A 26,507-nucleotide genomic window follows, 5' to 3' on the forward strand; every position below is an offset into this window, starting at 1 on the left:
TCCCCGACGGCGGCGGGCACCGCAAACTCGGCCGCACGATCGGGAACCACAACAACAAGAAGCGTGGTCGTGGTTACTCGTTCCTGCACCACGCGGTCGATGACCACTCCAGGATCGCGTACTCCGAGATCCTCGAGAACGAACGCAAAGACACCGCCGCTGGGTTCTGGCACCGCGCGAACAGCTACTTCGCGAGCCTCGACATCACCGTCAAGGAAGTCCTCACCGACAACGGCTCCTGCTACCGATCACACGCGTTCCGGGACGCGCTCGCTGCCACGAACATCACGCACCGCCGCACCCGCGCCTACCGCCCCCAAACGAACGGCAAGGTCGAACGCTTCAACCGCACCCTTGCTCAGGAATGGGCCTACGCGACCGCCTACACCAGCGACGAAGCCAGGGCCGCGACCTACGACACCTGGCTCCATCACTACAATCACCACCGACCCCACACCGGCATCCGAGGCGCAACCCCATCAGAACGCGTTCACAACCTCACGGGGCAATACAACTAGTCGACCGCCGTTCTAGCACGAGGACGGGCCGACCGGATGCGCGCATCCGGTCGGCCCGTATCGTTGCGGCGGTGTGGTCAGCCCGCGAGGCCGAGCACGTGCAGGACCTGGCTCAGGTCGCGCTCGCGCAGGCTGATGTGAGCCTGTTCTCGGACGATCGGCTTGGCGTCGAATGCGACGGAGAGGCCGGCCGCCGACATCATGCCGAGGTCGTTCGCGCCATCGCCGATCGCGACGGTACGCGCTAGGTCGACGCTGAGCTCCTCGGCCCATTCGAGCAGGGTCTCGCACTTGGCCTCGCGGCCGATGATGGGCCCGGAGACCTTCCCGGTCAGCTTCCCGTCGAGGATCTCGAACCGGTTCGCCCGCCAGCGGTCGAGCCCGAGCCGTGCCGCGAGCTCGTCGAGGATCTCGTGGAACCCGCCGGAGACCGCGGCAACGTAGCCGCCCGCCTCGTGGACGCCCGCGATGAGCTCCGGAACTCCGCGCGTGACGGTGACCTGGTCGACCACCGCCGCGACGTCGGCAGCGGAGACCCCTTCGAGCAGCGCGACCCGGTGGCGCAGGCTCTCCTCGAAGTCGAGCTCGCCTGCCATCGCCCGCTCGGTGACCTCGGTGACCTCACGGGTCACCCCCGCATACTCGGCGATGAGTTCGATGACCTCGTCCTCGATGAGCGTCGAATCGACATCGAGCAGGACGAGAAACGGGGCGCGCGTGGACGTGCCCGAGGTCACGGCTCGACGATCCCGAACTTCTCCACGACCGTGAGCCCAGAGTCGGTGACCGTGAACCCGCGTCGCAGGTCGTGCTCTCGGTCGACGCCCACGGAGGCGCCTTCCTGGACGACCACGTTCTTGTCGAGGATCGCACGGCGGACGACCGCGCCCGCCTGGACGTTGACCCGGTCGAACAGGATCGAGTCGACGACGGCGGCGCCCGATTCGACGTTGTCCCACGGGCCGAGAACGCTTCGCTCGATGTGTGCGCCGGAGATGACCGAACCGAGCGAGATGATCGAGTCGATCATGGTGCCGGTCGAGCCGCGGCTGTCTCGGACGAACTTCGCGGGCGGGGAGTTCAGCTGCTGAGCGAAGATCGGCCACTTCTCGTTGTAGAGGTTGAAGATCGGCAACGTGGAGATGAGGTCCATGTGCGCGTCGTAGAAGGAGTCGATGGTGCCCACGTCACGCCAGTAGTCGCGGTCGCGGTCGGTGGAGCCAGGGACGATGTTGTCCTTGAGGTCGTAGACACCGCAATCGCCCTGCGCCACGAAGCTCGGGATGATGTCGCCACCCATGTCGTGCTTCGAATCCTCGAGCGTCGAGTCGCGGATGACTGCCTCAACGAGCTTGTCCGCGGTGAAGACGTAGTTGCCCATGGAGGCGAGGATCTCGTCGGGACTGTCCGGCAGCCCCTGTGCGTCGTCGGGCTTCTCAAGGAACTCGCGGATGAGGGTGCGGTCGTCGGGGTCGACATCGATGACGCCGAACTGGTCGGAGAGCGAGATCGGCTGCCGGATGGCAGCCACGGTCGCGCTCCGGCCGGAGGCGATGTGGGCCTCGATCATCTGCGAGAAGTCCATGCGGTAGACGTGGTCAGCTCCGACCACCACCACGATGTCCGGCGACTCGTCGTTGATGAGGTTCAGGCTCTGCCGGATGGCGTCGGCCGACCCGGAGAACCAGCGCTTGCCGAGTCGCTGCTGGGCTGGCACCGAGGCGACGTAGGAGTTGAGCATCGCCGGGAGGCGCCACGTGTGCGACACGTGCCTGTCCAGCGAATGAGACTTGTACTGGGTCAAGACGACGATCTTGTTGAGCCCGGAATTCACCAGGTTCGAGAGTGCGAAGTCAATGAGTCGATACTGGCCTGCGAAGGGCACAGCGGGCTTTGCCCGGTCTGCAGTGAGCGGCATGAGCCGCTTCCCCTCACCGCCAGCGAGAACGATGCCGAACACCTTTGCCTGTGACATGACTCGAGCTTAGGGGTTCCCAGCCCCGCTGTACTACCGTGTAGCCCGTGAGAGTAGATCTGGTAACACGCGAGTATCCACCGGCCGTCTACGGCGGGGCTGGAGTCCACGTCACCGAGCTCGTGAAGGCCATGAGACGCGACATCGATGTCAACGTCCGTTGCTTCGGCGACGCCCGTGACGAGCAGCAGACGTATGCGTACACGACGCCGCCCGCACTGCGGTCCGCGAACCCGGCGCTCGGTTTCCTCGGCACCGACCTCGAGATCGCAAATGACATCGAGGGCGCCGACCTCGTGCACTCGCACACCTGGTACGCGAACGCCGCGGGCCACGTCGCGAAGCTGCTGCACGGCATCCCGCACGTCATCACCGCGCACAGCCTCGAGCCCCTCCGCCCCTGGAAGGCCGAACAACTCGGCGGGGGCTACCGACTGTCGAGCTGGATCGAGCAGGTCTCATACGAGCATGCCGATCGGATCATCGCCGTCAGCCACGGGATGCGCGCCGACATCCTCCGCGCCTACCCGAACCTCGACCCCGACAAGGTCGAGGTCGTCTACAACGGCATCGACCTCGACGCCTGGCAGCGGGTCGAGGACCCGGAGGCCGCTCGGGCGCTCGGCATCGACCCCGACCGCCCCGCGGTGGTATTCGTCGGCCGCATCACCAGACAGAAGGGCCTGCCGTACTTCCTGCGCGCCGTGCGCGAGCTGCCACCAGAGGTGCAGGTCATCCTGTGCGCTGGTGCCCCGGACACGCCGGAGATCGAGGCGGAGGTCGCCGGACTCGTCGAGCAGCTCCAAACCGAGCGCGACGGGGTGGTCTGGCTCGCCAGGCACCTCAGCAAGCGCGAGATCATGACGGCACTGTCCGCGTCGACAGTGTTCGCCTGCCCCTCGATCTACGAGCCGCTGGGCATCGTCAACCTCGAGGCCATGGCTTGCGGCACCGCCGTCGTCGGCACGGCGACCGGCGGCATCCCTGAGGTCGTCGAAGACGGCGTGACCGGTCGCCTCGTTCCCATCGAGCAGGCCACCGATGGCACCGGGACGCCCGTCGACCCAGACAAGTTCGTCGCCGATCTCGCACGGGTCCTGACCGAGGTCGTGTCCGATCCCGAGACGGCGGCGAGGTACGGCAAGGCCGGACGAGAGCGCGCCGAGCGCGAGTTCACGTGGCGCCGCATCAGCGATGAGACGATCGCCATCTACGAGCAGCTCCTTGGCTGACGCGGTGCGCCGCCCGGTCCGGCGCCTCAGGCGCACATAGGCTTGGACATATGGCAACGGTTCTCGAATTCAATGACGCGACGGTCGTTCGCAACGGTCGTCCCATCCTCGACCACGTCAGCTGGAGTGTCGACGAGACGGAGCGGTGGGCGGTGCTCGGGCCCAACGGCGCCGGCAAGTCCACGTTGCTCTCGCTCGCGTCGGCGACGCAGCACCCGACGACCGGCGTCGTCGATGTCCTGGGGGAGCGGCTCGGACGAACAAACGTGTTCGAACTCCGGCCGCGCATCGGCGTGGCATCGAGCGCCATGGCGCGGCGCATCCCAGCTGACGAGCGCGTCATCGACGTCGCGCTGACGGCGTCCTACGCAGTCACAGGACGCTGGAACGAGTCCTACGAGGAGATCGACGAGCGGCGCGCGCAGCGCGTGCTTCAGGAGTGGAACCTCGGCGATTTCGCCGAGCGCGATTTCGGGACGCTGAGCGACGGCGAGCAGAAGCGGACCCTGATCGCAAGGGCGATCATGACCGACCCCGAACTGCTGCTGCTGGACGAGCCGAGCGCGTCCCTCGACCTGGGTGCGCGCGAGAACCTCCTCGCCGCACTGTCGAGCTTCGCGCAGAGCGAGTTCGCGCCTGCGATCGTCATGGTCACGCACCACGTCGAGGAGATCCCCGTGGGCATCACCCATGTCCTGCTCCTGCGCGAGGGCAAGATCGTCTCAGCCGGTCCGATTGGCGACGTGCTCACGAGCGAGAACCTCGAGGCCACCTTCGGGTTGCCGCTGGCGGTCACGAGCTCCGACGGTCGGTACTCCGCCCGCGCGTTGCACTGACATCCACCTGCCCTCATCTGCTAAAGTTGCTCTTTGGCTCAGGACCCGTGGTCCGATTCTGCTCATCAAACTCGTTGAAGGAACCCTATGAAGGCTGACATCCACCCCACCTACAACACGGTGGTGTTCAACGACCTCGCATCGGGGGAGAAGTTCCTCACCCGTTCCACGGTCTCGAGCGCCAAGACGATCGAATGGGAAGACGGCAACACGTACCCAGTCATCGACGTCGAGATCTCGAGCGCTTCGCACCCGTTCTACACGGGCAAGCAGCGCATCATGGACTCCGCCGGTCGTGTCGAGAAGTTCAAGAACCGCTACGCCAAGTTCGGTGGCGGCAGCAAGTAGTCTGCAGCACCGACGAGCATACGGCTCACGCGAAAGGGCGGCACCGCTTCGGTGCCGCCCTTTCGCGTGCCGCGAGGCCGCTCCACCCCGGTGGGCAGCAGCTCCGACCGTCAGGACGCCGATCGCACCGGCCAGCCGCCGTCCGCGGTGAAGTCCGGGTCTCGATTGGCTCGCATGTAGGCCTCGAAGTCGCGGGCCTGGTCGGCCGCCCAGGTCACCTGCCGCGCGTGGAGCTCGGCGAGCGGGAGGTCGAGCTCAGCGGGGAACTTGGCCGCGAGGGCGAGCGCCAGCTGCCCGGCCGCCACGGCGTCGTCACCTGCAGAATGTGCGTCGATCAGGTCGATGCCGTAGTGGAGGGACGAGTCGGTGAGCGTCCGCTTGCCCTTGCGGTAGCGGTCGAGGGCTCGATCGATCACCAGTGGGTCGACCACCTGCTCGGCGAACGCGACCGGCTCGATGGCGTGCCGCGCGCATTCGCGTGCGAACAACGTGAGGTCGTACGGGGCGTTGTACACGACCAGCGGCACGCGGTGGCGGGCGATCCAATCGAGCGCAGCCCGAAGCTCGGTGACGACCTCGGCGGCTGGCCGCCCCTCAGCCTGGGCGATCTCGGTGGTGATGCCGTGCACGGCCGAGGCGCGCTCGGGAATCGGGACGCCCGGATCCGCGAGCCAGTCGGTCCCACGCTCGACGGTACCCTCGCCGTCGATGAGTCCGACGAACGCGGTCACGATCCGATCGTTCTCGACGTCGATGCCCGTCGTCTCGAGGTCGAACACCGCGACCCGGTTCGTCCACTCGGTCATTGCTTCCCCATCCCGACTTGAAGTCCTCGTCCCGGCTCGGCCGCGCGAGCCTGAGCGCGCACGCGCCTGAGCACGGCCGCTCGCCCTGCTCGGTACACTCTTGCACGATGCCTTCCTCACGTCCTGCAGCCACTCCCGCGCGCCCGTCGCTCGCCCGTTCGTCGCACGTGCTCGGCGCAGACTGCGCGTGGTGGGAGCTCGGTCCCGACGCGGGGGAGGCGAGGGCGACGGTCGTCCTCGTGCACGGCTTCCGCGGCACACATCACGGACTGCTGCCCGTCGTCGACCGGCTGCCTGACGTTCGCTTCATCGCCCCTGACCTCCCGGGCTTCGGCGCATCGACGCCGCTCCCGGCGGGGCACTCGCTCGACGCGTACTCCGCGTGGCTCGAGGAGTTCCTCGCCCAGGTGGACCCCGAGGGCGAGGCCATCGTCCTGGGGCACTCGTTCGGGTCCCTGGTCATCGCGCGGCGTCCAGCCGCCATCGGCGAGCGCCGCCTCGTGCTCATCAACCCGATCGCCTCGCCGGCCTTGGAGGGACCGCAGGCCGTCCTCACCCGACTCGCGATCTTCTACTACTGGCTCGGCTCGCGCCTACCGGCCCCCGCCGGTCGGGTGCTGCTCTCGCATCCGCTCATCACGCGGGTCATGAGCGAGGTCATGGCCAAGACGAGATCGAAGCCGCTCAGATCGTGGATCCACGCCGAGCACGAGCGCCACTTCTCCGAGTTCTCCGACCGTGACACCCTCCTCGACGCGTTCCGAGCCTCCGTCTCCGACTCCGTGCTGGCGCACGCTGCCGACCTGCCTGCATCCACGGTCCTCATCGCCGGGGCGCTCGACGACATCGCCCCACTCGATGCCCAGCTCGAACTCGCACGGGTCGCCGACCTCCCCCTGCACGTGATCTCCGGCACCGGCCACCTCGTGCACTACGAGGCCCCCATCGCCGCCGCGCGCCTGCTTTCGACCTTTATCGACGACGCGCCCCGCCCCGGCGAGGACGCGGAGCCGACCACGTGAAGCTGCTGTTCGACTGCCGCTACGTGCGCATCGACCGACACGACGGCATCTCTCGCTACAGCGCAGAACTGGTTCGGGCGCTCGCAGAGCTCCACCCGGTCACCATGCTCGTCTCCGACGAGCGGCAGCTTCCGATGCTGCCCGCCCTCCCGTTCGAACTGATCGGTGCTCCGACATCGCCCGCGGAGCCGCTCATCGCCCTGCAGATCAACCGGCTACGACCCGACGTCGTCGTGAGCCCGATGCAGACCATGGGGTCACTCGGGCGCCGCTACGGCCTCATCCTCACCATCCATGACCTGATTTACTACGAGCACCCGAAGCCGCCGCAGTTCCTACCCTGGTACGTGCGCGTGCTCTGGCGTCTCTACCACCTGTCGTTCTGGCCGCAACGGCTGCTGCTCAAGGGCGCAGACCAGGTCGCCGTCGTGTCGGCAACGACCCGCGAGCTCCTCCGGCGAGAACGACTCACGACGCGTCCGATCCCGCTGGTCCCGAACGCACCCGACCCGGCCTTCGCATCCGCGCCGCGTGAGGCGCCGCCGAAGGAGCCGAACCTCGTCTACATGGGCTCGTTCATGCCCTACAAGAACGTCGAGACGCTCGCCCGTGCGATGCGCGAGCTCCCCGGGTGGCGCCTTCACCTTTGCTCGAAGGCGGATGCGCGGACGCTGGCCGCCCTCGTCGCGCTCGCACCCGAGGGGTCGATCGTCGCCCACCAGGGGGTCAGCGACGAGGAGTACCGCGCGTTGCTGCGCGGCGCCACGGCGCTCGTGACTGCTTCCAAGAGCGAGGGCTTTGGGCTGCCACTCGTCGAGGCGATGTCCGCTGGGACACCCATCCTCGTGAGCGACACCCCAATTTTCCGTGAGGTCGGCGGCGCGGCGGCCGGTTACTTCCCGGCCGACGACGCGGGACTCCTGGCGACCATGGCGCGGCGGCTCCAGAACGACACCGAAGCGTGGACCGCGGCGTCGACAGCCGGCGTGCGGCGTGCTGCCGAGTACTCCTGGGAGCGCTCGGCCGCTGAACTCCTCGAGGCGTGCCGCCTCGTGGCTCGGCGCCGGGCCGGAGCCTAGCGGCGCGCACCTAAGAGTGGGACGTCAGCCTCGCCGCGAGGTCGGACAGCGACTCTGACGTGCCTCCCTCGACGTACACGGAGACGAGGTGCTCGATCGCCGCGTCTCCGCGATTGAAGAGCACAACCGGCTTCTTGGCCGCCACCGCACGGTGGACCAGACGACGGCCGGTGTTCACCACCAGCGAGGTGCCGGCGACCAGCAGCGCATCCGCCTCATCGACGAGCCGCCTGGCACGCTCCGCCACGGCTGGTCGCACCAGGTCGCCGAACATCACGACGTCCGGCTGCAGGATGCCACCGCAGACCGGGCAGGCGGGGAGCGCCACGATCTCGTCTCCGCTCGCCTCCGCGTCGCCATCGGGTCGCGAGCTCGCACGAGCCGCGAGCTGCGCGATCTCGGGAGCTGCGTCAAGGATCTCGGCGAGCAGCGAGGCCCGTGAGACCTCGTGACCGCACGTCGTGCAGCTCGCGGTGCGCATGGTGCCGTGCAGCTCGACCACGGTGCGGCTGCCAGCTCGCAGGTGCAGCCCGTCCACATTCTGCGTCGCGACACCGGTAGCCGCACCGTGCCGCTCGAGCTCGGCGATCGCCAGGTGACCGGCGTTCGGCTCAGCGCCGGAGAACCGCGCGGCCCCGAGCGCAGCACCGGCCCAGTAGCGCCTGCGAGTCGCCTCGTCGGACATGAACTGCTGGATCGTCATGGGAGCGATGCGCGGCGCCTTGCCGTCGCCCCGGTAGTCGGGGATTCCCGAGTCGGTCGAGAGTCCGGCGCCGGTCAGCACGGCGAAGGTGCGCTCGGACAGCAGGTCGGCTGCGCGCGCGAGTCCCTCGACTCGAGCGCGGGAAGCGCTGGCCCCGCTTGCTTCTGACAGGATTGCCTCCATGCGCCTGACCCCTCTCCACTCGACCGACTGGCCCGACACGGCCCCGTCCGTCCGTTCACTCGAACATTCGGGGCTCGACGACTATTCCCGACTGACCGACGTCGCGCTCCGCAGGCGGCTCGAACCGGCGGGCGGCCTCTACCTGGCCGAGTCGCCGAAGGTCATCGAGCGAGCCATCCGAGCTGGGCACACGCCCCGATCGCTCCTGCTCATGGAGCAGTGGATCCCGACGGTCGAGCCGCTGCTCGAGCCGTTCCCGGACGTCCCGGTCTACGTCGGGTCCAGCGAGCAGCTCGAGCGCCTGACCGGCTTCCGGATGCACCGAGGCGCCCTCGCATCCATGCACCGGCCGCCGTTGCGGGACGCCGCGGAGCTCCTCGCCGAGGCGAAAACGGTCGTGGTGCTCGAAGACCTCGTCGACCACACCAACGTCGGCGCGGTCTTCCGCGCCGCCGCCGGGCTCGGTGCCGACGCCGTGCTCGTGACGCAGGAATGCGCAGACCCGCTCTACCGCAGAAGCGTCCGAGTGAGCATGGGGACCGTCTTCCAGGTCCCGTGGACCAGACTGCCCGGTTGGAGCGACACGACAACCCTGTTCACCGAAGCGGGCTTCGATGTCGCCGCGCTTGCCCTCGACGACAACGCCGTATCCCTCCGGGAGTACGCGGCAAGCCGACCGGAGCGGGTCGCCATCCTGCTGGGGACCGAGGGCGACGGCCTGAGCCGGGGGGCGCTCAACGCTGCGACAACGACCGTGACCATCCCCATGCTGCACGGCGTCGACTCGCTCAACGTGGCAGCGGCCAGCGCCGTCGCGCTCTACGCGCTCACCGGTTAGCCGAGTCGTCCCCGACGCCGAACGTGAAGCGCTCCGCAAACGGGCGCTTCGCGATCACGTTGTCGCCAGAGGACTCGTTCCTGAGGCGCCGAAGCACCCAGGGCACGAGGTGCTCTCTCGCCCAGACGATGTCTTGCGCCCGTGCCTCACGCCACCTCGCGGGGCGCGCAGGCTCAGGCTGCATCGCGACGAGCTCGTTGTCCACGTTCAGCGCGGCGAGCACCATGCGCGCCACCTCGTGGTGCCCGTACGAGTTCAAGTGCAGCCGGTCGCTGACCCACATGCTCGGCCGCTGGATCGAGCGCAGCGCCCACTGGTCGGCGACGATGCAGTCGTGGTACTCGGCGATGCCCCTGACATGCTCGTTGTAGATCGCGATCTTGCCCCGCATCGACGAGAAGACCGGCGCAAACTTCGTGTCGACCCCGGTGAAGACCACGACGGTCGCTCCCGATTTGCGGAGCGAGCCGACGAGGCGTGAGAACCGGGCGGCGATGGCGTCCGGGTCAGCACCGGGGCGGATGATGTCGTTGCCGCCCGCAGAGACGGTCACCAGGTCGGGCTTCAGCTCGAGCGCCGGCCCGAGCTGCTCATCGGCGATCTGGTCCAGGAGCCTGCCGCGGATGGCGAGGTTCGCGTAGGCGAAGTCTGATCGGTGCGCGGCGAGCTCCTCGGCAACGCGATCGGCCCAGCCACGGAGGCCGCCGGGCGCAGTGGGCTCGGGGTCACCGACGCCCTCGGTAAAGGAGTCGCCGATCGCGACGTAGCGGCTCCAGGGAATGAGTTCGCGTTCTGGCATCTCGCTGCTGCTCTCCTCGATCGGGACGGACGTCGGAGCCACCATCAGCTCGGACATCTCCATGGAGGTCGAAGCCCCGACGAGTACCGTGGTGGGCATGCCTGCTTCAGACCCGAGATCCATTCTGGCCGATGACCTGCTCGAGGTGCTCAACCAGCGCGCGAGCCGCCACGACGCGGAAAACTCCTTCCCGACCGACGACCTCGATGCGCTGCGGGAGATCGGCTACCTCCGACTGCTGGTACCGCGCGACTTCGGGGGCACCGGCGCCTCCCTGGAGCAGGCCGTCCGCTGCCAGGCTCGGCTTGCCTCGGCGGCCCCGGCGACCGCGCTGGCCGTCAACATGCATCACGTCGCCGTCGGCATCGCTCGGGCCAGGCACGAGTCCGGCGACGACGGCCTCGATTGGATGCTCCGAGAGGTCGTCGCGGGGGAGACCTACGCGCTCGCGATCTCCGAGATCGGCAATGACGCGGTTCTCTACGACTCGAACGTGCGCGCCGACCCTCAGTCCGACGGCGCCTACCTGCTGCACGGGATGAAGATCTTCACCTCGCTCTCACCCGTCTGGACCCGGCTCGTCACGTTCGGTCGAGACGACTCACGTGACGAACCGGCCCTCGTGCATGGCGTGCTCCGTCGCGACGACGATGGCGTGCGCATCCACGACGACTGGGACACGCTCGGCATGCGCGCCACACAGAGCTGCTCCACGTCCCTCGACGGGGCGCGCATCCCCGCCGATCGGGTCATCGCCAGGCTTCCCGTCGGACCAAACAGCGAACCGCACATCTTCGCCGTGCACTCGAACTTCCTGCTGCTCGTCGCGGCCTGCTACGTCGGCATCGGCGACCGGGCGCTCGAGCTGGCGATCGACGCCGCGAAGCACCGGACGAGCTCGACCCAGGGCGGGATTCGGCTCGCCGACGACGTGCAGGTTAGAGAAGAAATCGCAAGAATGAGCATTCGGCAGCTCGCAGCGCGTACCCTCGTTGAGTCCATCGCTCGCGATGTCGACGAGGGGGCGCCACACGGCGACGCCTGGTTCGCTCGCCTGACGATGGCGAAGCTCGAGGCGGTCGCCGCCGCGGCAGCCACGACGCACGACGCGCTCGGGATTGTCGGCGGCAGCGGCTACCGTTCCGGACATGAGCTCGCGCGCTTGCTGCGAGACGTGCTCGCGGGCGGGCTCCACCCGTCACACGAGCGAGCCGTGCGCAGCCTGCACGCCAGCCACCGGCTCGGCCCCATCCAAGACCCACCATCACGCCTCTGACCGGGCGGAGACACTGAGAGGAACTCGACGCAGCATGACCGAACGCGAGGCCGTCCAGGAAGCTCACTCCGCAAGCCAAGACGGCACCCGCTACGGTCACCAGGTCGGCACGTTCGCCGCCGAACACCTCTCGCCCTCGTTCCCGCAGCGTGCCCCATGGGGGACCGCGGGCAGGCTCCGCGCCTGGCAGGCGGAGGCGCTCGACGTCTACTTCGAGACGGAGCCACGCGACTTCCTCGCGTCGGCGACCCCGGGAGCCGGCAAGACGACGTTCGCGCTGCGCCTCGCGACCGAGCTGCTCCAGCGACGCTCGGTCGACCGCATCACGATCGTCGCACCGACCGATCACCTCAAGACGCAGTGGGCGGAGGCCGCCGCACGCGTGGGCCTCCGCATCGATCCCCGGTACGGCAACAACCAGGGCATCCACTCACGGCAGTTCCACGGCGTCGCCGTCACCTACGCGCAGGTGGCTATGAAGCCGAGCGTCCATAGCCACCTGACGGCCTCCGGACGAACCCTCGTCATCCTCGACGAAGTGCACCACGGAGGCGACGCGCTGAGCTGGGGAGACGCGATCCGTGAGGCGTTCGGGCACGCCGACCGGCGCCTCTCGTTGACCGGAACCCCGTTCCGCTCCGACTCGGCACCCATCCCTTTTGTGACCTACGCGCCGAACGAAGACGGCATCCGCACCTCGCTGACGGACTATTCGTATGGGTACGGCCGAGCGTTGGAGGACGGCGTGGTGCGCCCCGTGCTCTTCATGTCCTACGCGGGCAACGTCCGCTGGCGCGACACCCACGGCGAGGAGATGTCTGCCGGCCTCGCCGAGGACAACACGAAAGACATCGTCTCGCAAGCATGGCGAACAGCGCTCGACCACGAAGGGCAGTGGATCCCGCAAGTGCTGCAGGCCGCGGACCAGCGTCTCAGCGAAGTCCGCCAGGAGGTCCCCGACGCGGGCGGACTCGTCATCGCGACCGACCACGCCGCCGCAAAGGGTTACGCCGCGATCCTGAAGACCATCACGGGCGTCAAGCCCGCGCTCATCCTCTCTGACGACAAGGGCGCATCCGACCGCATCACCGAGTTCTCCGAGAGCGACGAGCGGTGGATGGTGGCGGTGCGCATGGTGTCGGAGGGCGTCGACGTCCCCCGGCTCGCCGTCGGCGTCTACGCGACCAACGCGTCGACACCCATGTTCTTCGCCCAGGCGATCGGACGATTCGTCCGCGCGCGCAAGAAAGGCGAGACGGCGACAGTCTTCGTCCCGAGCGTTCCGCAGCTCACGAAGCTCGCGCATGCGCTGGAGATGGAGCGCAACCACGCGCTCGACCGGCTCGCCGATGCCGACGACTCGCGGGCTCCTGAAGAAGACATGATGGCGGCTGCGGAGCGCCCGGACAAGACTTCGGACGAGCTCGGGAAGTTCACCTTCGAAGCGATCTCGAGCGAGGCGCTCTTCGACAAGGTGCTGTACGACGGGGGAGACTTCGGGTACGCCGCCGAGGTGGGCAGCGAGGAGGAGCTCGAGTTCCTCGGACTGCCGGGCATCCTCGACGCCGACCAGGTGCGCTCCGTGCTCTCGCAGCGCCAGGCCAAGCAGGGGCGCATCCAGGAATCACGCGTGAAGGCTGGGCCGCCCGCCCCGGCCCCGCCACAGGCGCTGCACCGGACACTGAAGGAGCAGCGGACGCTGCTCAACAGCCTCGTCTCCGTGTACGCCAAGCAGTCCGGTGAGCCGCACGGCATCGTGCACGCGGAGCTGCGACGCAGCTGCGGCGGGCCAGCCGTCGGGCAGGCGACCGTGTCGCAGATCCAGGCCCGCATCGACGTCCTCCGCCGACGGATGCGCGCCTAGATCCGGATGTGGGCGCCCACGCGCCCGGAGCGGCTCAGGCGGAGTGGCCGCCGCGCTGCACGCGGCCGCGGATCTTCACGACGAGGAACCACACGATCGCGCCCGCGACGACGGCGTAGACCAGGTACTTGAGGGCATCGGCGTAGATGAGGATCTGCTCCCAAGCGTCGCCGAGCAGGTAGCCGGCCATGACGAAGACCGTGTTCCAGATTGCGGAACCGGCGAGGGTCAGCAGCCCGAACTGCAGCGCCGGCATGCGCTCGATGCCGGCGGGGATAGAGATGAGGCTACGGAAGATCGGCAGGAACCTTCCGAAGAACACCGCCTTCTTGCCGTGCTTCTTGAACCAGTTCGTCGTCTTGACGACGTCGGCTGCATCGACGAGCGGGATCTTGCGCGCGATCCACACCATGCGGTTGTGCCCGAGCCAGCGGCCCAGCCAGTAGAGCGCGTAGGCGCCGACGACGGAGCCGGCCGTCGTCCAGATGATGGCTTCGATCACCGTGAACTTGCCCTGGTGGGCGGCGAGGCCCGCCAGCGGCAGGATGATCTCGGACGGGATGGGCGGGAAGAGGTTCTCCAGCGCCACCGCGATGCCGGCTCCGGGGGCGCCGATCGTACCCATGATCTCGATCGCCCAGTCGGAGATGACCCCAAAGATGCCACCCGTGGCTTCTTCGACTGCGCCCCCTCCAGAGCTCGCGGCGTGCAGGATGGCTGTGGCAGGGCCGGGCATGGTTCGAGGTGGTCCTTCTCGGTCGAGGAGCGTCGGAGCAGTCCACGCGCGAATCGCTCGTCACCGTGCTGCGACCCCAAACTACCCGAGTTGCTTGCCACTGGCTGTCAGCTGTGGGCGTCTCCGAGTGTGTGCCAGATGCGGTTGCGGTAGACGACGCCGGCGTCCTCCTTGGCGGAGCCGGCCTCCCCGTCTCGAGCCTCGACCACGTCGAGGACGACGAGCACGGCGCCATCGACGTCCAACGTGCTCCGAACCGTGCCTCTCGCCCAGCGCCGCACCGCCGTGTAGTGGGGTTCGCCGCTCGGCAGATACTGCCACGCCGCCCGGTCCGCGAAGCGATCGATTCCGCTCGTGGCGGCCACCTGAGCGACCGCGAGCGACGCCTCGTCGATGAAGTGGATCAGGATGCTCGACGATCCGAGGATGCCCGGCGTCGCGGAAGAGGCCTTGGAGAGTGAGAACGCCACGAGCGCCGGAGACGCGTTCACGGAGGTCAGAGACGTGATGGTCATCGCGACCGGGCCGTCCGCGCTCTCGGCGGTGAGCACGGCCACACCTGACGGGTGCTGACGGAACAGCGAACGGAAGGCCTCGGAGAGCTCGTTCTGTTCGATCTGCGCACGATTCACGAGCGATGTCGCTTCAGCTGACACTGGGGGACTCCTGGGTTGCGGGGCATGGGCAACCTCGAGCGTCACGCGCGAAACGAATCCTGGCAAGCGAACGTTGCCGAGTGTTTCGCCCGGCGGCACCTGACTACGCGGTGCGTCGGAAGCGAGAGGATCGGCTTCGAGCGAGGGGACCAGTCTCGGGCATGACAAAAGGCCCGGGAGCGAACTCCCGGGCCTTTCTTCCTGTGCGCGAAGGGGGACTTGAACCCCCACGCCCTAATACGGGCACTAGCACCTCAAGCTAGCGCGTCTACCAATTCCGCCATCCGCGCAGGTTGTGCTGTTGAGCACGAGGAGAAACATTACCAGGATTTCGGCGAAACGCGAATCGAGGCTGAAACACGTGCATCCCGGGCGCGTCGCACTGAAGTGCGGGCCCCAAAGACGGCGGTAGCGTTGGAGCATGGCTGACTCCCTCGAACTCGACCCCACCGTCACGACGACGCAGGACCTCATCCGCCTCGACACCACGAACTACGGTGAGGGCCGATCGAAGGGCGAGACTGCGGCGGCGCAGTATCTCGAGGCTCGCCTGACGCAACTCGGACTCGACGTCACCACGATCGAGGCAGCCCCGGGGCGCCCGAGCATTTTCACGCGAGTTCCCGGCCGGAACTCGAGCAAACCGGCCCTGGTGGTGCACGGGCACACCGACGTCGTGCCCGCCGAGGCGGGCAACTGGAGCGTCGACCCGTTCGCCGGCATCATCAAGGACGGCCTGCTGTGGGGCCGAGGCGCCGTCGACATGAAGAACATGGACGCCATGATCCTGACGGCAGTCGAGGAGCTCCTCGGCGCCGACGAGCTCCCCGAGCGGGAACTCGTGCTGGCGTTCTTCGCCGACGAGGAAAATGGCGGGCAGTTCGGCTCCGAGCCCATCGCGCGCGAGCACCCGGAGCTCTTTGCCGGGGCGACGCAGGCGATCTCCGAGGTCGGCGGTTACTCAATCAGCGTCGGCGGCAAGCGCGCCTACCTGCTGCAGACGGGGGAGAAGGCGCTGCTCTGGCTCCGGCTGCACGCCAAGGGCCGGGCCGCGCACGGGTCGCGGGTCATCCCCGCGGAGGACAACGCCGTCACGCGCCTCGCTCAGGCCATCGCGAAGCTCGGCTCGCACGAGTGGCCCGTGCTGCTCAACGACACGACGTCGTCGATGATCTCGGAACTGGCACGCCTCCTCGACGTGGACCCGCAGGAGACGACTCCAGGAGCGATCGTCCTCGCAACCGGCAGCGCCTCGGGCTTCCTGACGGCGAGCCTCCGCTCGACGACGAACCCCACCATGCTGAGCGCAGGCTACAAGCACAACGTCATCCCCGAATCCGCGAGCGTCGCCATCGACGCGCGCCCGTTCCCCGGCGCGGAAGATGAGCTGCTCGCCGAGATCCAGGCACTCGTCGGTGACGACATCGAAATCGAGACTGTCTTCCGCGGTATCGGCACCCAGGCCCCGGTCGACGGGCCGATCGTGGATGCGGCGACCGCGGCGCTCCGAGGTCACGACCCCGAGGCGGTTGTCGTGCCGTACTTCCTCTCCGGCGGGACGGACAACAAGGCCCTCGCGACCCTCGGCATCGAAGGGTACGGATTCGCGCCCCTGCGGCTTCCGGAGGACATCGACTTCCCCGCCATGTTCCACGGTGTCGACGAGCGGGTGCCGCTCGAGTCGCTGGTCTTCGGCCGCAAGGTGCTGCGAGATTTCCTGCGGAGCTACTGACCCACGCGCGCCGATCGCCGCAGCGCGCGCCCGGCGCGCGGCAAGTTCGCCCATCCAGGCCTCTCCGGGGTGCCCTCCGCGGCGCGGACCCGTTTTGTGTTAGCGTGCGCCGGGCCTGAAGCGATCGCCACGGCCCGTTCGCAACTGGAACTCTCTCGGAAAAGGCAGTGGTAATGAGCTGGATTGACGCCGTGATCCTCGGACTCGTGCAGGCACTCACGGAGTTCCTCCCCATCTCCTCGAGCGCGCACATCCGCATCGTGGGCGAGTGGATCGGAGTCCAGGACCCCGGTGCGACCTTCACCGCCATCATCCAGCTCGGCACCGAAGCGGCCGTGCTTGTGTACTTCTGGGGCGACATCAAGCGCATCATCACTCGGTGGTTCGCATCCCTGCGGGGCACCGTTCCCCGCAACGATCCCGATGCGCGCATGGGCTGGCTGATCATCTTCGGATCAATCCCGATCGTCGTGCTCGGCTTCCTGCTGCAGAGCCTCATCCGGGACCAGTTCCGCTCGCTCTGGATCGTCGCGTTCACGCTCATCGTGTTCGGTGTCATCCTCGGCCTCGCCGACATCTTCGGGAAACGCGTCAAGGCCCTGCAGGATCTGAACACCCGAGACGGCATCACCTACGGTTTCGCGCAGGCGCTTGCGCTCATTCCCGGCGTCTCGCGATCCGGCGGGACCATCACTGCCGGCCGCATCATGGGCTACGACCGCCCGTCTGCAGCGCGCTACAGCTTCCTGCTCGCGGTTCCAGCCGTCTTCGGCTCGGGCTTCTACGAGCTTGTCTCGGCCTTCGGAGAAGCAGAAGGGGCGGAGGCGCCCGTCGTGGGCACGATCATCGCGACGATCATCTCGTTCGTCGTGGGCCTCGTTGTCATCAAATACCTGATGGCGTACCTCAACAAGGGGAGCTTCCTTCCCTTCGTGGTCTACCGCATCGCACTCGGCACACTTATCGTCATCCTCCTGTCCTTCGGCCTCATGGACCCAACCGGCGGAGCCGTCTGACCCTGACAGCCCCCTCACCCGTCAGGTGAAGCTGGGCCGCGACATAGAATGTTCCGGTGCGAACCGTTCCCTCGTGGCCCATTCCTCCCGTCCCCTCGGTCACCGGCAAGCGCGGTGGTGCGATCCGGGTCTTCGACTCCGCGAGCGGGCAGGTGCAGGACACGCGCACCCCGGACGGCGTCGCGACGCTCTACGTCTGCGGCATCACGCCGTACGACGCCACGCATCTCGGTCACGCCGCGACGTACCTCGCCTTCGACACCCTCGGTCGAGCGTGGCGTGACGCGGGTCTCGAGGTCCGCTACGCCCAAAACATCACTGATGTGGACGACCCGCTGCTCGAGCGAGCGGCAAAGACCGGGCGCAACTGGCAGGAGATCGCCACCTCGCAGACCGACCTCTTCCGCTCGGACATGGCAGCACTGCGGGTGCTCCCACCCGACGCCTACGTCCGCGTGCAGGACAGCATCGACGAGACCGGGGCCGCGATCGCCGAGCTCCTCGAGGCCGGACTGGCGTACCGCGTCTCGGTCGCGCCCGACGCGACCCCCGCCGCCACGACGGACCTCGGCGACGTCTACTACGACGTCGCCGCCGCGGAGGCTGCGAGCGACTGGACGATGGGCGACGTCTCCGGCTACACGGCCGCCGAGATGGAGGCCGCGTTCCTCGAGTTCGGGGGAGACCCCGACCGCGAAGGCAAACGAGGCCCGTTCGATCCGCTCCTCTGGCGCAGCGCGCGCTCCGGAGAACCGGCCTTCGAGAGCGCCGTCGGTCTCGGTAGGCCCGGCTGGCACATCGAGTGCTCCGTCATCGCGACCAGGGCACTCGGGGCGCCGATCTCCGTGCAGGGCGGCGGGCGCGACCTGCGCTTCCCGCACCACGAGCTCTCTGCGGCGCACGCCGTCTCCCTCGTCGCAGGCGACGAGCACGCGACCGCGACCGACTTCGCTCGGACGTACGCGCACGCAGGCCTGATCGCGTACGAGGGCACGAAGATGTCCAAGTCGCTGGGCAACCTCGTCCTCGTCTCGCGGCTCACCGCCGCAGGTGTCGACCCCATGGCCATCCGCCTCGCGATGCTCTCGCACCACTACCGCAGCGACTGGGAGTGGACCGACGAGGAGCTCGACCGTGCGGGCACCCGTCTGCAGCGCTGGCGCGACCGCGCGGCACAGGCCGCCGCCGGCACTCTGGCGATCGCGCCCGAGCGGAACGCGTTCGTGGTGCGGATGCGGAACGCCATCGCGGACGACCTCGACACGCCGAGCGTCATTGGGGCCGTCGATGACTGGGCGTCTTCGGCGCCGAACGACGGCGACCACGACGTGATCGCGCTCGTCGACGCCCTGCTGGGCGTGCCGCTCATCGCGGAGGGGTGACGTCCAGCCCGCGACGCGCGAGAGGGTGGTGAGCGCGCCGGGACCTAGCCCTGGTCGTCTCGGCGCTTGTCCGGGCCGTCGGTGCCGTTGTCGCCTGAAGCGTCGTTGTCGCCTACGGCGTCGTCGTTGCCTGCGGAGAGCTGCTCTCCCCCTGAGGACGGCTGGTCTGGGGCGTCATCGACGGCCCCGTCTTCTGCGGAACTCCTGCGCTCGACGCCCATCGGGCGCTGCGCGGTGCCCGAGGGGTCGGTGGGGAACGACGCGGGCCCTGGTTGGGGCTTCTTCCCTTCCGCCTGCTCGAGGAACCGCTCGAACTCCTGTGCGATCGCCTCGCCCGAGGCTTCGGGCGCCTCGACCATGTCCCGCGTCCGCTCGAGGTAGCCGACGTACTGCGCGATCTCCTCGTCCTGGGCCGTGGCCTCGGTGACTTCGGATTCCCACTCGGCCGACTCAGACACGAGGTCACCGTGAGGGATCGACACGTCGACGATCTCGGTCAGTCGATCCACGAGCGCGAGCGTCGCCTTGGGCGAGGGGGAGTGGTGCGCATAGTGCGGCACTGACGCCCAGAGGGAGAGCACCAGCATGCCGCGTGATCTTGCCTCCTCGCCGATCGCCGACAGGACCCCCGTCGGCCCCTCGTACTCGCTGCGATCGATGTCGAGCTCTTCGCGGACGGCCTCGTCGTCGCTCGACATGAAGATCGTGATGGGACGGGTGTGCGGCACGTCGGCCAGCAGGGCACCGACGAGCACGATGCGCGTGATGTCCTCCCGCTCGCACAGATCGACGACGTGCTTGGTAAAGCTGCGCCAGCGGAGCGTGGGCTCCGGGCCGATCAGCACGAACACGTTGTCGCCGTTGTCGGAGCTCACCGACAGTCCTGCGTCGGCCGCAAGTTCCTTGCTGCCCTCTGGCGCCGCTTCCGCGGTCGCATCGCGCAGCGGGGTGCCCTTGAAGGAGACGCTCGGCCAGTGGATCTTGCGGATCCCTTCCGTGCCTGCTCGCATGACTGGCCGGTGTATCGAGTAGTCGAAGAACGACTCGTCATCGATGTCCTCGATGAGTCGGTCGGCGCCGATGGCCTCCTGCAACGCGCGGACAGCGGTCGAGGCCGCGTCACCCGCATCGTTCCAACCCAGGAGCGCGACCACGAGCAATCGGCCGCGCGCAAATGGTGTGGTGGCCTCGCTGTGTTCCGTCACCGTGCTCCTCGCCGTGCATGAAGTGTTGTCCAAGGATACGCGCAGGGCGTCGTTGACCGCCCTCGGCCCCGTAGACTGTCGCCCCGTGGCTCTTTCGAATCTTCCCGCCGCCGTCCTGTGGGACATGGATGGCACCATCGTCGACACCGAGCAGTACTGGCAGACCGCGCAGCTGAACCTTCTGTCGGACCACGGCCTGCCCCCGTTGACCGAAGAGCAGGAGCTCGGGATGGTCGGCTCGAGCATGGCGGACGCGTCCGAGTTCTTCGCCAGCCTCGGGGTCCGGCTCGAGCCGGGTGAGATCGTCGACCACATGAACTCGACCGTGATGGCGAGCATCCTGCGGGAGCTCGACTGGCGGCCCGGCGCGTTGGAGCTTCTCGCCACGCTGCACGACGCCGGCATCCCGAACGCCCTCGTCACCAACTCCACCCGAGTGCTCGCCGATGCGGTCATCTCGACCCTCGACCGTCCGCTCTTCTCCGTCGTGATCGCGGGCGACGAGGTCGAGCACGGGAAGCCGCACCCAGAGCCCTACCTGTTGGCCGCCGAGCAGCTCGGTGTGGCGCCAGACCGCTGCGTCGCAGTCGAGGACTCGCGTCGCGGACTTGAAGCAGCACGGGCCGCCGGATGCGCGACCATCGGGGTCCCGCACGGGCAGACGCTCGAGGCGCACCACGCGCACCTCGTCACGACGACGCTCGAGGGACTCACGCTCGAGGCGCTCGGCGAGCTGATCGAGCAGGCCTCCCACGGGGAACCGGAACGGCAGAACGAAGCGACCGCCTCCGGCGCCGCCGACTCAGAAAGCGAAGCACAGCTATGACCGAGACTGACATCGGCGGGCCCTTCCGCGCCGGCGACCGCGTGCAACTCACCGGTCCCAAGGGGCGCGTGAGCACGCTCTACCTCGAGCCCGGCAAGCGCTACTTCATGCACAAGGGCGTGATCGACCACGACACCATCATCGGGGTGGACGAGGGGTCCGTGATCTCCGCCACCGACGGCGGCCAGTACCTCGCGCTCCGCCCGCTGCTCGAGGACATCGTCATGTCGATGCCCCGCGGCGCAGCCATCATCTACCCGAAGGATGCGGCTGCCATCCTCGCGAAGGCCGACATCCGGCCAGGTGCCCGCGTCATCGAGGCCGGGGTCGGCTCCGGTGCGCTCTCCCTCTGGATCCTCCGCATGCTCGGCGGGACGGGCTCGCTCACCTCCTTCGAACGCCGCGAGGAGTTTGCGCAGGTCGCCGAGGGCAACGTCGTGAGCGTCATGGGCGAGAAGCCTGACAACTGGAAGCTGGTGCTGGGAGACCTTGCGGAAGCGCTTCCCGAGCAGCATGCTGACGGGACGGCGGACCGGGCGGTCCTTGACATGCTCGCGCCGTGGGAATGCCTCGACGTCGTCGCGGACGCGCTCACGCCTGGCGGAGTCCTCCTCTGCTACGTCGCCACCGTCACCCAGCTCTCACGCGTCGCAGAGGCGATCCGCGCTACCGGGCTCTTCACCGACCCGAGTGCCGACGAGACGATGGTCCGTGGCTGGCACGTCGAGGGTCTGGCCGTCAGGCCGGACCACCGGATGATCGCCCACACCGGCTTCCTCCTCACCGCCCGTCGCCTCGCAGACGGCGCCGTGCTGCCGAACCTCAAGCGCCGCGCATCCAAGTCCGACTTCAGTGACGAGGACGTCGAGATCTGGACGCCGGGTTCGCTTGGCGATCGGCAGGTGAGCGACAAGGTCCTCCGCAAGCGCGCGCGTCTCGCGCAGCGCGGAGCGGCCATCACGGCCGAGAAGAGCCGCGGTGACGCCCCGTCGGCACCAGCAGAGACCACTGACGCACCGGCGGAGACCACCCTGGAAGCTGAAGGAGACGTCGAATGACGCGCACGCGCATCCGAATGGCAGGAGCGGCACTGACCGCAGTGACCGCAGCCGTCGCGCTGACCGGCTGCGTAAGCTGGCCGGAGAGCGAGCTCGACGCGGAGGCCTGCGCGGTCCCCGGCGTCGACGGCGCCGCGACGGCGAGCATCTCCGCCGACGGAGCCTTCGGCGAGCTGAGCGGCGCGACGCTCACGCATCCGCTCTCGGTCACCTCCCTGGAGACCACGCGTGACGGGGCAGGGACCGGCGACCCCGTGACGCCCTCAGGTGTCGTGCGTGCGAACTTCGAACTGCTCGACGGGGCCGGGGGAGAGGTGCTCGTTCCCTACAGCCCCACCGTCGCCGATGAGGCGGGAGCTGCGGCGCCGACGAGCGTCGCCACGATCGCGAACACCTTCCCCGGTCTCGCGCAGGCGATTGAATGCTCGCAGACGGGCGAGCGGGTCATCGCCGTCATGCCGGCCAGCGTCCTCTTCGGCGAGGCGGCCTCGGCCGTCGGCGTGGACCCTGCCATGACGATCGTCGCGATCGCGGATGTGCTCGACGTCTATCCCTCAAGCGCGGGTGGGCGCATCGCGCCCCCCGAGGATGGCATCCCCGCGGTCGTCACCGCACCGAACGGCACTCCCGGCGTCACGATGCCCGCCCAGGATCCGCCCGCAGCACCCAAGCGACACGTGCGCATCGACGGCTACGGCGCACCCGTGGCCGAGGGCCAGCTCGTCACGATGCAGCTCTCGGCCTTCGACTGGACGACGGGGGAGCAGGTCGCATCGACCTGGACGCCAGGCAACAACGTACTGCAGATCGCGACCGCGCCGACCGACGGCCTGTTCGGCTTGAGCCAGGAGATCGTCGGGACACCCGTCGGCTCCCAGCTCGTCGTCGTACTGCCACCCGAGCGTCTCGCCTCCCAGCCCGGCCCGCTCAACGCGTCGGCCACGCAGGGCCGCACGCTGGTCTTCGTGATCGACATCCTGGCTGCCGAATAGGCGCGGCCCTCATCCACCGATGCTCCTCTCACCACTTCAAGGCGGATCCATGCAACGACGTCTCCCCGCGATCGCCGCGGCCATCCTCCTCTCGCTCGGGCTCGCCGCATGCTCCGGCAGCTCGACGCCCGTCGGCGACGGCGACGGCGACGCGCTGGGGAGCGTCGAGGTCACCGGCGAGTACGGGACGGCGCCTGCGGTCACCATCGGCGACGTCTCGGGCCTCGGCGAAGAGATCGAACGGCGCATCGAGGTCGAGGGCGACGGTGACGAAATCTCGCTCGACTCGACGGTCGCGGCGAACCTGACCGTCTACGACGCAGGCACCAAGACCGAGCAAAGCCCCTACGGGCCGCTCGGCCAGGTGCTCGACCTCAGCGCGGACGGCATCCCCGAGTACCTGACCGGTCTGTTCGACGGGGTGGCGTCGGGCTCGCGAGTCGTCGCGCTCATCCCGTCCGCGCTGCTGCTCGAGGGCACGGCGAACGCTGGAGCGACCGATACCCCACCGGCGCTCGTGGTCGCCGATGTGGTTGAGGTCCCGGAAACGCGTGCAGTCGGGTCCGAGCAGGAGCCGACGCAGTCGCTCGTCACCGTGACGGATGCTGCGGAGGGCGCCCCGCAGATCAGCATCGTCGACGGCGCGGCGGCTCCCAGCGATCTCGTGCTCGAGACGCGCAAGCTCGGAACGGGTGCGGTCGTTGCCGAGGGCAGCTCGGTGATCGTCCAGTACACCGGGGTGCTCTTCGCGACCGGCGAGACCTTCGACAGCTCCTGGGACCGGGGAGCCCCGGCGCAGTTCTCCACGACCGGAGTCGTCGACGGGTTCGCGCAGGCCCTCGTCGGCCAGACGGTCGGCTCCCAGGTCATCGCGATCATCCCACCGGCCCTCGGGTACGGAGACCAGGCGAGCAACGCGATCCCCGCAGGTTCGACGCTGGTCTTTGTCGTCGACATCCTCGGCACCATCTAAAGTCGAGGCGTGACGCACGAGCCAGCATCCCGAGCGAAAGCACCCGGCGCAGCCGAGCGGCAGTTCTCGCTGATCCTCGCGCTCCTGACGACGGAGCACGGCCTGACCAAGACCGAGGTCTTTGAGACCGTCCACGGTTACGTGGACGACCACCGCGACCGCAGCAGCCACGCCGCCTCGGCAGCGCGCGAGAAGCGCTTCGAGCGCGACAAGACGGAGCTCCGCGACCTCGGGGTTCCCGTCGAAGTCATCGACGACCCATCGGCGCCCGGAAACAATCAGCTGGTCCGCTACCGCGTGCCACGCGGCGCCTTCGCGATGCCCGCTGGCCTCGAGTTCGATGCCGAGGAGAGCGCCTTGCTCGCACTCGCCGCGCAGGTCTGGCGTGAGGGTTCCGTCTCTCGGGAGTCGCGGCGGGGGCTCATGAAGCTCAAGGCGCTCGGCGCTGACACGCGTGACGACCTCATCGGCGTCGCACCCCGCCTCCGGGCGAGGGACGCGGCGTTCGAGCCGCTGTCAACCGCGATCGACGGTGCGCGGGCCGTCTCGTTCTCGTACGCGAAGCCGGGCGATGCCCACGCCGAAGTGCGACGCGTCGAGCCGCTGGCGCTGGTGTTCGCCGATGGCAGCTGGCTCCTCGTCGCCTTCGACCTCGAACGCTTAGCCCAGCGGATGTTCCTCCTCGCGCGCATCGATTCGTCGCCGCGCGAAATCGGTGCGGTCGATCAGGCACGCTACGCGGGCATGTCCCCAGAACAGCACGCAGCCAGGGCCCTCGAGCGGCTTGCCGAACTCTCCGCGAGGCAGCGAGCAGTGCTCGACGTCCGCTGCGGGACCGATGCCGAGGTCCGGCTCGGCGGCCAGACTCGCGAGGACACCGACGCGGGCACGAAGGACTGGCGCGAGGCGGAGCTCGGCTACACCGACTTGAGCCTGCTCGCGGACCGCCTCGCGTCCTTCGGCCCGGAGGTGCGCGTCATCTCGCCCCCCGAGCTTCGCGAGCTCGTGATCTCGCGGCTGTCCCGCGTCATCACCGACCACTCCGAGGTCACCCGATGAGCCCGTTCGTCTCAGCCGATCGTCTTGCGCTCCTGGTCTCGCTGGTTCCGTACCTCCGCCAGCAGGAGACCGCGGTGCCCGTCGAGGAAGCCGCCGCGCACTTCGACGTGAGCCCCAGGCAGATGCGCGATGCAGTGCGCCTCATCGCGGTCTCTGGGCGCCCCGGTGAAGACGGCGTCTACAGTCACCTCGACCTCTTCGACATCAACTGGGATGCCTTCGAGATGCACGACCTCATCGAGGTGACGCACTTCGTCGCACTCGAGGAGCCGCCGCGGATGTCCAACCGGGAGGCCGCCGCGGTGATCGCCGGACTCGGCTTCCTCCGCAGCCTGCCGCAACTGGTCGACGAGGCCCGGATCGATGAGCTGCTCCGCAAGCTCGGCTCGAGCGGCACCACCCCGCACTTCGCCTTCGCGACGGCCCGCGCGCATCCCAAGTCCAGAGATGCCGTCGTCGCCGCGCTGGCGACCGGCCGGCGGCTCCGGTTCCGGTACCGTCGCGAGGACGGTGAGGAGCGTCTTCGACACGTCGACCCATCGACGCTCGAGACCCTCGGGGGAGACCTGTTCCTGCACGGCTGGTGCCTCGAGCGCGACGCGGAACGCGTCTTCCGGCTCGACCGGATGCGGGATGCAGTCGTGACGGATGTGTCTGTCGAATCGCATCCGCGTGCCGAGCGTTCGCGACCGATCTTCGCCCCAAGCGAGGACCACGTGCTCGTCACCCTCGAAGTCGGTTCGGCGGTCCTTCCGCTGGTGCGCGACTATCTGCCGGTGGGCGACCCCGGACCGACACCGGACGATCACGGACGTGCTGTGCTCGACGTCCGCTTCGCGTCCCTGCGCCATCTCGCCAGGCTCGTCGCCGGACACGCAGACCAGATGCGCGTCATCGCACCGGAGTCGGCTCGCGCCGCCGTCTCGGAATGGGCAGCGGCTGGCCTGCGCGAGCACCGTCGGCACCAAACCTGAGGACCAAGCCAGAGCGGTGTCCTGGCGATTCACCTCAGACCAGGTATCGTTGGAGTCACTATGCCGTGGTGGAGTTGGATTCTGATCTGGGTGGGCCTCGTGCTCATCCTGCTTGGGGTGCTCGGCGCGCTCGGCTACTGGCTCTTCCGGAAGGCCGTCCTACTGCAGGGCGAGCTCGCGAGTCTCGAGGTGCTCCTCGAGGCGTTTGAGCAGCGTGCGCAGACGCTGGTCTCATTCACGCCGCCGCGGAGCAATGCGATCGTTCGCGGGCTCCGCGAGGTCCAGGTCGAGCGAGGTGCGCTGAGAGAAGCGCTCGACGAACACAAAGCGCAGCGTCGCGAAGAGCGCCTTGAGCGCGGCCGCGTGCTGACGACCGCAGACCCGTTTCAATATGAACACCTTGTGAAAGGCAACTGACA

The 26,507-nt window shown here is 68.3% G+C and carries 27 protein-coding genes and 1 tRNA gene; 19 read left to right on the forward strand and 9 right to left on the reverse strand.

Annotated features, from left to right (window positions below; all coding sequences use genetic code 11):
• A partial coding sequence (locus tag ACPYN9_RS07965) for an integrase core domain-containing protein (RefSeq protein WP_424465489.1) occupies nucleotides 1-518 on the forward strand: 518 nt, incomplete at its 5' end.
• A gap of 77 nt (nucleotides 519-595) precedes the next feature.
• Here the strand turns inward: ACPYN9_RS07965 and serB are convergent.
• The gene (serB, locus tag ACPYN9_RS07970; RefSeq protein WP_424465491.1) at nucleotides 596-1,255 is read right to left on the reverse strand and encodes a phosphoserine phosphatase SerB; all 660 of its coding nucleotides are present in this window, start codon (nucleotides 1,253-1,255) and stop codon (nucleotides 596-598) included.
• The gene (gene glgC, locus ACPYN9_RS07975) at nucleotides 1,252-2,493 is read right to left on the reverse strand and encodes a glucose-1-phosphate adenylyltransferase (RefSeq protein ID WP_424465493.1); all 1,242 of its coding nucleotides are present in this window, start codon (nucleotides 2,491-2,493) and stop codon (nucleotides 1,252-1,254) included. The genes serB and glgC overlap by 4 nt, the downstream gene beginning before the upstream one ends.
• Before the next feature lie 47 nt (nucleotides 2,494-2,540).
• Here glgC and glgA point away from each other — a divergent pair, with 47 nt between their 5' ends.
• The 3 genes from glgA to ACPYN9_RS07990 all read left to right on the forward strand — a co-directional run bounded on the left by glgA (nucleotide 2,541) and on the right by ACPYN9_RS07990 (nucleotide 4,909).
• Nucleotides 2,541-3,725 (forward strand): glycogen synthase, encoded by a 1,185-nt coding sequence (gene glgA / locus ACPYN9_RS07980; protein ID WP_424465495.1) that lies wholly within the window; start codon nucleotides 2,541-2,543, stop codon nucleotides 3,723-3,725.
• 50 nt (nucleotides 3,726-3,775) lie between these two features.
• The gene (locus ACPYN9_RS07985; RefSeq protein ID WP_424465497.1) at nucleotides 3,776-4,561 is read left to right on the forward strand and encodes an ABC transporter ATP-binding protein; all 786 of its coding nucleotides are present in this window, start codon (nucleotides 3,776-3,778) and stop codon (nucleotides 4,559-4,561) included.
• A gap of 87 nt (nucleotides 4,562-4,648) precedes the next feature.
• On the forward strand, nucleotides 4,649-4,909 hold the full coding sequence (locus ACPYN9_RS07990) for a type B 50S ribosomal protein L31 (protein WP_424465499.1): 261 nt from the start codon (nucleotides 4,649-4,651) through the stop codon (nucleotides 4,907-4,909).
• Nucleotides 4,910-5,019: 110 nt separating this feature from the next.
• On the opposite strand, the gene ACPYN9_RS07995 is transcribed toward ACPYN9_RS07990, so the two are convergent.
• Nucleotides 5,020-5,715 (reverse strand): exonuclease domain-containing protein, encoded by a 696-nt coding sequence (locus ACPYN9_RS07995; protein ID WP_424465501.1) that lies wholly within the window; start codon nucleotides 5,713-5,715, stop codon nucleotides 5,020-5,022.
• A 107-nt stretch (nucleotides 5,716-5,822) separates the two neighbouring features.
• On the opposite strand from ACPYN9_RS07995, the gene ACPYN9_RS08000 reads away from it, so the two are divergent.
• Nucleotides 5,823-6,737, forward strand: a complete 915-nt coding sequence (locus ACPYN9_RS08000) for an alpha/beta fold hydrolase (protein WP_424465503.1) — start codon at nucleotides 5,823-5,825, stop codon at nucleotides 6,735-6,737.
• Nucleotides 6,734-7,816: a glycosyltransferase family 4 protein gene (locus ACPYN9_RS08005; protein ID WP_424465505.1), complete on the forward strand. Its 1,083-nt coding sequence runs from the start codon at nucleotides 6,734-6,736 to the stop codon at nucleotides 7,814-7,816. Before ACPYN9_RS08000 ends, ACPYN9_RS08005 begins: the two co-directional genes overlap by 4 nt.
• Nucleotides 7,817-7,826: 10 nt before the next feature.
• Here ACPYN9_RS08005 and ACPYN9_RS08010 read toward each other — a convergent pair whose 3' ends face one another.
• On the reverse strand, nucleotides 7,827-8,702 hold the full coding sequence (locus tag ACPYN9_RS08010) for a Sir2 family NAD-dependent protein deacetylase (protein WP_424465507.1): 876 nt from the start codon (nucleotides 8,700-8,702) through the stop codon (nucleotides 7,827-7,829).
• On the opposite strand from ACPYN9_RS08010, the gene ACPYN9_RS08015 reads away from it, so the two are divergent.
• Nucleotides 8,701-9,540 carry a TrmH family RNA methyltransferase gene (locus ACPYN9_RS08015; protein ID WP_424465509.1) on the forward strand — a complete coding sequence of 280 codons (840 nt, stop codon included), beginning with the start codon at nucleotides 8,701-8,703 and terminating at the stop codon, nucleotides 9,538-9,540. The two genes, ACPYN9_RS08010 and ACPYN9_RS08015, sit on opposite strands and share 2 nt — an antisense overlap.
• Here the strand turns inward: ACPYN9_RS08015 and ACPYN9_RS08020 are convergent.
• Nucleotides 9,530-10,339 carry an SGNH/GDSL hydrolase family protein gene (locus tag ACPYN9_RS08020; protein ID WP_424465742.1) on the reverse strand — a complete coding sequence of 270 codons (810 nt, stop codon included), beginning with the start codon at nucleotides 10,337-10,339 and terminating at the stop codon, nucleotides 9,530-9,532. The genes ACPYN9_RS08015 and ACPYN9_RS08020 overlap by 11 nt on opposite strands.
• Before the next feature lie 97 nt (nucleotides 10,340-10,436).
• Between ACPYN9_RS08020 and ACPYN9_RS08025 the strand changes: the two genes are divergently transcribed.
• Together ACPYN9_RS08025 and ACPYN9_RS08030 are read left to right on the forward strand one after the other, a co-directional pair.
• Complete coding sequence (locus ACPYN9_RS08025) at nucleotides 10,437-11,615, forward strand: acyl-CoA dehydrogenase family protein (protein ID WP_424465511.1); 1,179 nt, start codon at nucleotides 10,437-10,439, stop codon at nucleotides 11,613-11,615.
• A 34-nt stretch (nucleotides 11,616-11,649) separates the two neighbouring features.
• A complete protein-coding gene (locus tag ACPYN9_RS08030; protein WP_424465512.1) occupies nucleotides 11,650-13,479 on the forward strand; it encodes a DEAD/DEAH box helicase in 1,830 nt (609 codons plus the stop codon).
• A gap of 34 nt (nucleotides 13,480-13,513) precedes the next feature.
• Here the strand turns inward: ACPYN9_RS08030 and ACPYN9_RS08035 are convergent, their stop codons facing one another.
• The 3 genes from ACPYN9_RS08035 to ACPYN9_RS08045 all read right to left on the reverse strand — a co-directional run bounded on the left by ACPYN9_RS08035 (nucleotide 13,514) and on the right by ACPYN9_RS08045 (nucleotide 15,161).
• The gene (locus ACPYN9_RS08035; RefSeq protein ID WP_424465514.1) at nucleotides 13,514-14,215 is read right to left on the reverse strand and encodes a DedA family protein; all 702 of its coding nucleotides are present in this window, start codon (nucleotides 14,213-14,215) and stop codon (nucleotides 13,514-13,516) included.
• 107 nt (nucleotides 14,216-14,322) lie between these two features.
• On the reverse strand, nucleotides 14,323-14,871 hold the full coding sequence (locus tag ACPYN9_RS08040) for a flavin reductase family protein (RefSeq protein WP_424465516.1): 549 nt from the start codon (nucleotides 14,869-14,871) through the stop codon (nucleotides 14,323-14,325).
• Between the two features lie 204 nt (nucleotides 14,872-15,075).
• Nucleotides 15,076-15,161: transfer RNA gene (locus tag ACPYN9_RS08045), tRNA-Leu, on the reverse strand.
• Between the two features lie 131 nt (nucleotides 15,162-15,292).
• Between ACPYN9_RS08045 and ACPYN9_RS08050 the strand changes: the two genes are divergently transcribed.
• From ACPYN9_RS08050 to mshC, 3 genes are all read left to right on the forward strand, one after another.
• Complete coding sequence (locus ACPYN9_RS08050; protein ID WP_424465518.1) at nucleotides 15,293-16,603, forward strand: M20/M25/M40 family metallo-hydrolase; 1,311 nt, start codon at nucleotides 15,293-15,295, stop codon at nucleotides 16,601-16,603.
• A 173-nt stretch (nucleotides 16,604-16,776) separates the two neighbouring features.
• A complete protein-coding gene (locus tag ACPYN9_RS08055; protein WP_424465520.1) occupies nucleotides 16,777-17,619 on the forward strand; it encodes an undecaprenyl-diphosphate phosphatase in 843 nt (280 codons plus the stop codon).
• A gap of 56 nt (nucleotides 17,620-17,675) precedes the next feature.
• The gene (mshC, locus tag ACPYN9_RS08060) at nucleotides 17,676-19,001 is read left to right on the forward strand and encodes a cysteine--1-D-myo-inosityl 2-amino-2-deoxy-alpha-D-glucopyranoside ligase (RefSeq protein ID WP_424465521.1); all 1,326 of its coding nucleotides are present in this window, start codon (nucleotides 17,676-17,678) and stop codon (nucleotides 18,999-19,001) included.
• Nucleotides 19,002-19,045: 44 nt separating this feature from the next.
• Here mshC and ACPYN9_RS08065 read toward each other — a convergent pair whose 3' ends face one another.
• Entirely contained in the window at nucleotides 19,046-20,206 is a 1,161-nt protein-coding gene (locus tag ACPYN9_RS08065) for a proteasome assembly chaperone family protein (RefSeq protein ID WP_424465523.1), read from the reverse strand.
• An 85-nt stretch (nucleotides 20,207-20,291) separates the two neighbouring features.
• Here ACPYN9_RS08065 and ACPYN9_RS08070 point away from each other — a divergent pair, with 85 nt between their 5' ends.
• The 7 genes from ACPYN9_RS08070 to ACPYN9_RS08100 are packed head-to-tail and all read left to right on the forward strand — an operon-like array spanning nucleotide 20,292 to nucleotide 26,505.
• A complete protein-coding gene (locus tag ACPYN9_RS08070; RefSeq protein WP_424465525.1) occupies nucleotides 20,292-21,032 on the forward strand; it encodes an HAD family hydrolase in 741 nt (246 codons plus the stop codon).
• Nucleotides 21,029-22,090 (forward strand): tRNA (adenine-N1)-methyltransferase, encoded by a 1,062-nt coding sequence (locus tag ACPYN9_RS08075; protein WP_424465527.1) that lies wholly within the window; start codon nucleotides 21,029-21,031, stop codon nucleotides 22,088-22,090. Before ACPYN9_RS08070 ends, ACPYN9_RS08075 begins: the two co-directional genes overlap by 4 nt.
• Nucleotides 22,087-23,082 carry a hypothetical protein gene (locus ACPYN9_RS08080; RefSeq protein ID WP_424465529.1) on the forward strand — a complete coding sequence of 332 codons (996 nt, stop codon included), beginning with the start codon at nucleotides 22,087-22,089 and terminating at the stop codon, nucleotides 23,080-23,082. Before ACPYN9_RS08075 ends, ACPYN9_RS08080 begins: the two co-directional genes overlap by 4 nt.
• 49 nt (nucleotides 23,083-23,131) lie before the next feature.
• Complete coding sequence (locus ACPYN9_RS08085; protein ID WP_424465530.1) at nucleotides 23,132-24,055, forward strand: FKBP-type peptidyl-prolyl cis-trans isomerase; 924 nt, start codon at nucleotides 23,132-23,134, stop codon at nucleotides 24,053-24,055.
• 9 nt (nucleotides 24,056-24,064) lie between these two features.
• Complete coding sequence (locus ACPYN9_RS08090) at nucleotides 24,065-25,114, forward strand: helix-turn-helix transcriptional regulator (RefSeq protein WP_424465532.1); 1,050 nt, start codon at nucleotides 24,065-24,067, stop codon at nucleotides 25,112-25,114.
• A complete protein-coding gene (locus ACPYN9_RS08095; protein WP_424465533.1) occupies nucleotides 25,111-26,088 on the forward strand; it encodes a helix-turn-helix transcriptional regulator in 978 nt (325 codons plus the stop codon). Before ACPYN9_RS08090 ends, ACPYN9_RS08095 begins: the two co-directional genes overlap by 4 nt.
• Before the next feature lie 60 nt (nucleotides 26,089-26,148).
• On the forward strand, nucleotides 26,149-26,505 hold the full coding sequence (locus tag ACPYN9_RS08100) for a hypothetical protein (protein WP_424465535.1): 357 nt from the start codon (nucleotides 26,149-26,151) through the stop codon (nucleotides 26,503-26,505).
• Nucleotides 26,506-26,507: the final 2 nt, after the last annotated feature.

Source organism: Pseudoclavibacter helvolus (assembly GCF_049707175.1).
Lineage (GTDB): Bacteria > Actinomycetota > Actinomycetes > Actinomycetales > Microbacteriaceae > Pseudoclavibacter > Pseudoclavibacter helvolus_A.

What these genes read in the sequence shown, in the direction of transcription:
- glgC (WP_424465493.1), bottom strand. Translation starts at nt 2,493, where the DNA reads ATGTCACAGGCAAAGGTGTTCGGCATCGTTCTCGCTGGCGGTGAGGGG.
- ACPYN9_RS07985 (WP_424465497.1), top strand. Translation starts at nt 3,776, where the DNA reads ATGGCAACGGTTCTCGAATTCAATGACGCGACGGTCGTTCGCAACGGT.
- ACPYN9_RS07990 (WP_424465499.1), top strand. Translation starts at nt 4,649, where the DNA reads ATGAAGGCTGACATCCACCCCACCTACAACACGGTGGTGTTCAACGAC.
- ACPYN9_RS07995 (WP_424465501.1), bottom strand. Translation starts at nt 5,715, where the DNA reads ATGACCGAGTGGACGAACCGGGTCGCGGTGTTCGACCTCGAGACGACG.
- ACPYN9_RS08000 (WP_424465503.1), top strand. Translation starts at nt 5,823, where the DNA reads ATGCCTTCCTCACGTCCTGCAGCCACTCCCGCGCGCCCGTCGCTCGCC.
- ACPYN9_RS08015 (WP_424465509.1), top strand. Translation starts at nt 8,701, where the DNA reads ATGCGCCTGACCCCTCTCCACTCGACCGACTGGCCCGACACGGCCCCG.
- ACPYN9_RS08010 (WP_424465507.1), bottom strand. Translation starts at nt 8,702, where the DNA reads ATGGAGGCAATCCTGTCAGAAGCAAGCGGGGCCAGCGCTTCCCGCGCT.
- ACPYN9_RS08020 (WP_424465742.1), bottom strand. Translation starts at nt 10,339, where the DNA reads ATGCCAGAACGCGAACTCATTCCCTGGAGCCGCTACGTCGCGATCGGC.
- ACPYN9_RS08025 (WP_424465511.1), top strand. Translation starts at nt 10,437, where the DNA reads ATGCCTGCTTCAGACCCGAGATCCATTCTGGCCGATGACCTGCTCGAG.
- ACPYN9_RS08030 (WP_424465512.1), top strand. Translation starts at nt 11,650, where the DNA reads ATGACCGAACGCGAGGCCGTCCAGGAAGCTCACTCCGCAAGCCAAGAC.
- ACPYN9_RS08035 (WP_424465514.1), bottom strand. Translation starts at nt 14,215, where the DNA reads ATGCCCGGCCCTGCCACAGCCATCCTGCACGCCGCGAGCTCTGGAGGG.
- ACPYN9_RS08050 (WP_424465518.1), top strand. Translation starts at nt 15,293, where the DNA reads ATGGCTGACTCCCTCGAACTCGACCCCACCGTCACGACGACGCAGGAC.
- ACPYN9_RS08055 (WP_424465520.1), top strand. Translation starts at nt 16,777, where the DNA reads ATGAGCTGGATTGACGCCGTGATCCTCGGACTCGTGCAGGCACTCACG.
- ACPYN9_RS08075 (WP_424465527.1), top strand. Translation starts at nt 21,029, where the DNA reads ATGACCGAGACTGACATCGGCGGGCCCTTCCGCGCCGGCGACCGCGTG.
- ACPYN9_RS08080 (WP_424465529.1), top strand. Translation starts at nt 22,087, where the DNA reads ATGACGCGCACGCGCATCCGAATGGCAGGAGCGGCACTGACCGCAGTG.
- ACPYN9_RS08085 (WP_424465530.1), top strand. Translation starts at nt 23,132, where the DNA reads ATGCAACGACGTCTCCCCGCGATCGCCGCGGCCATCCTCCTCTCGCTC.
- ACPYN9_RS08095 (WP_424465533.1), top strand. Translation starts at nt 25,111, where the DNA reads ATGAGCCCGTTCGTCTCAGCCGATCGTCTTGCGCTCCTGGTCTCGCTG.
- ACPYN9_RS08100 (WP_424465535.1), top strand. Translation starts at nt 26,149, where the DNA reads ATGCCGTGGTGGAGTTGGATTCTGATCTGGGTGGGCCTCGTGCTCATC.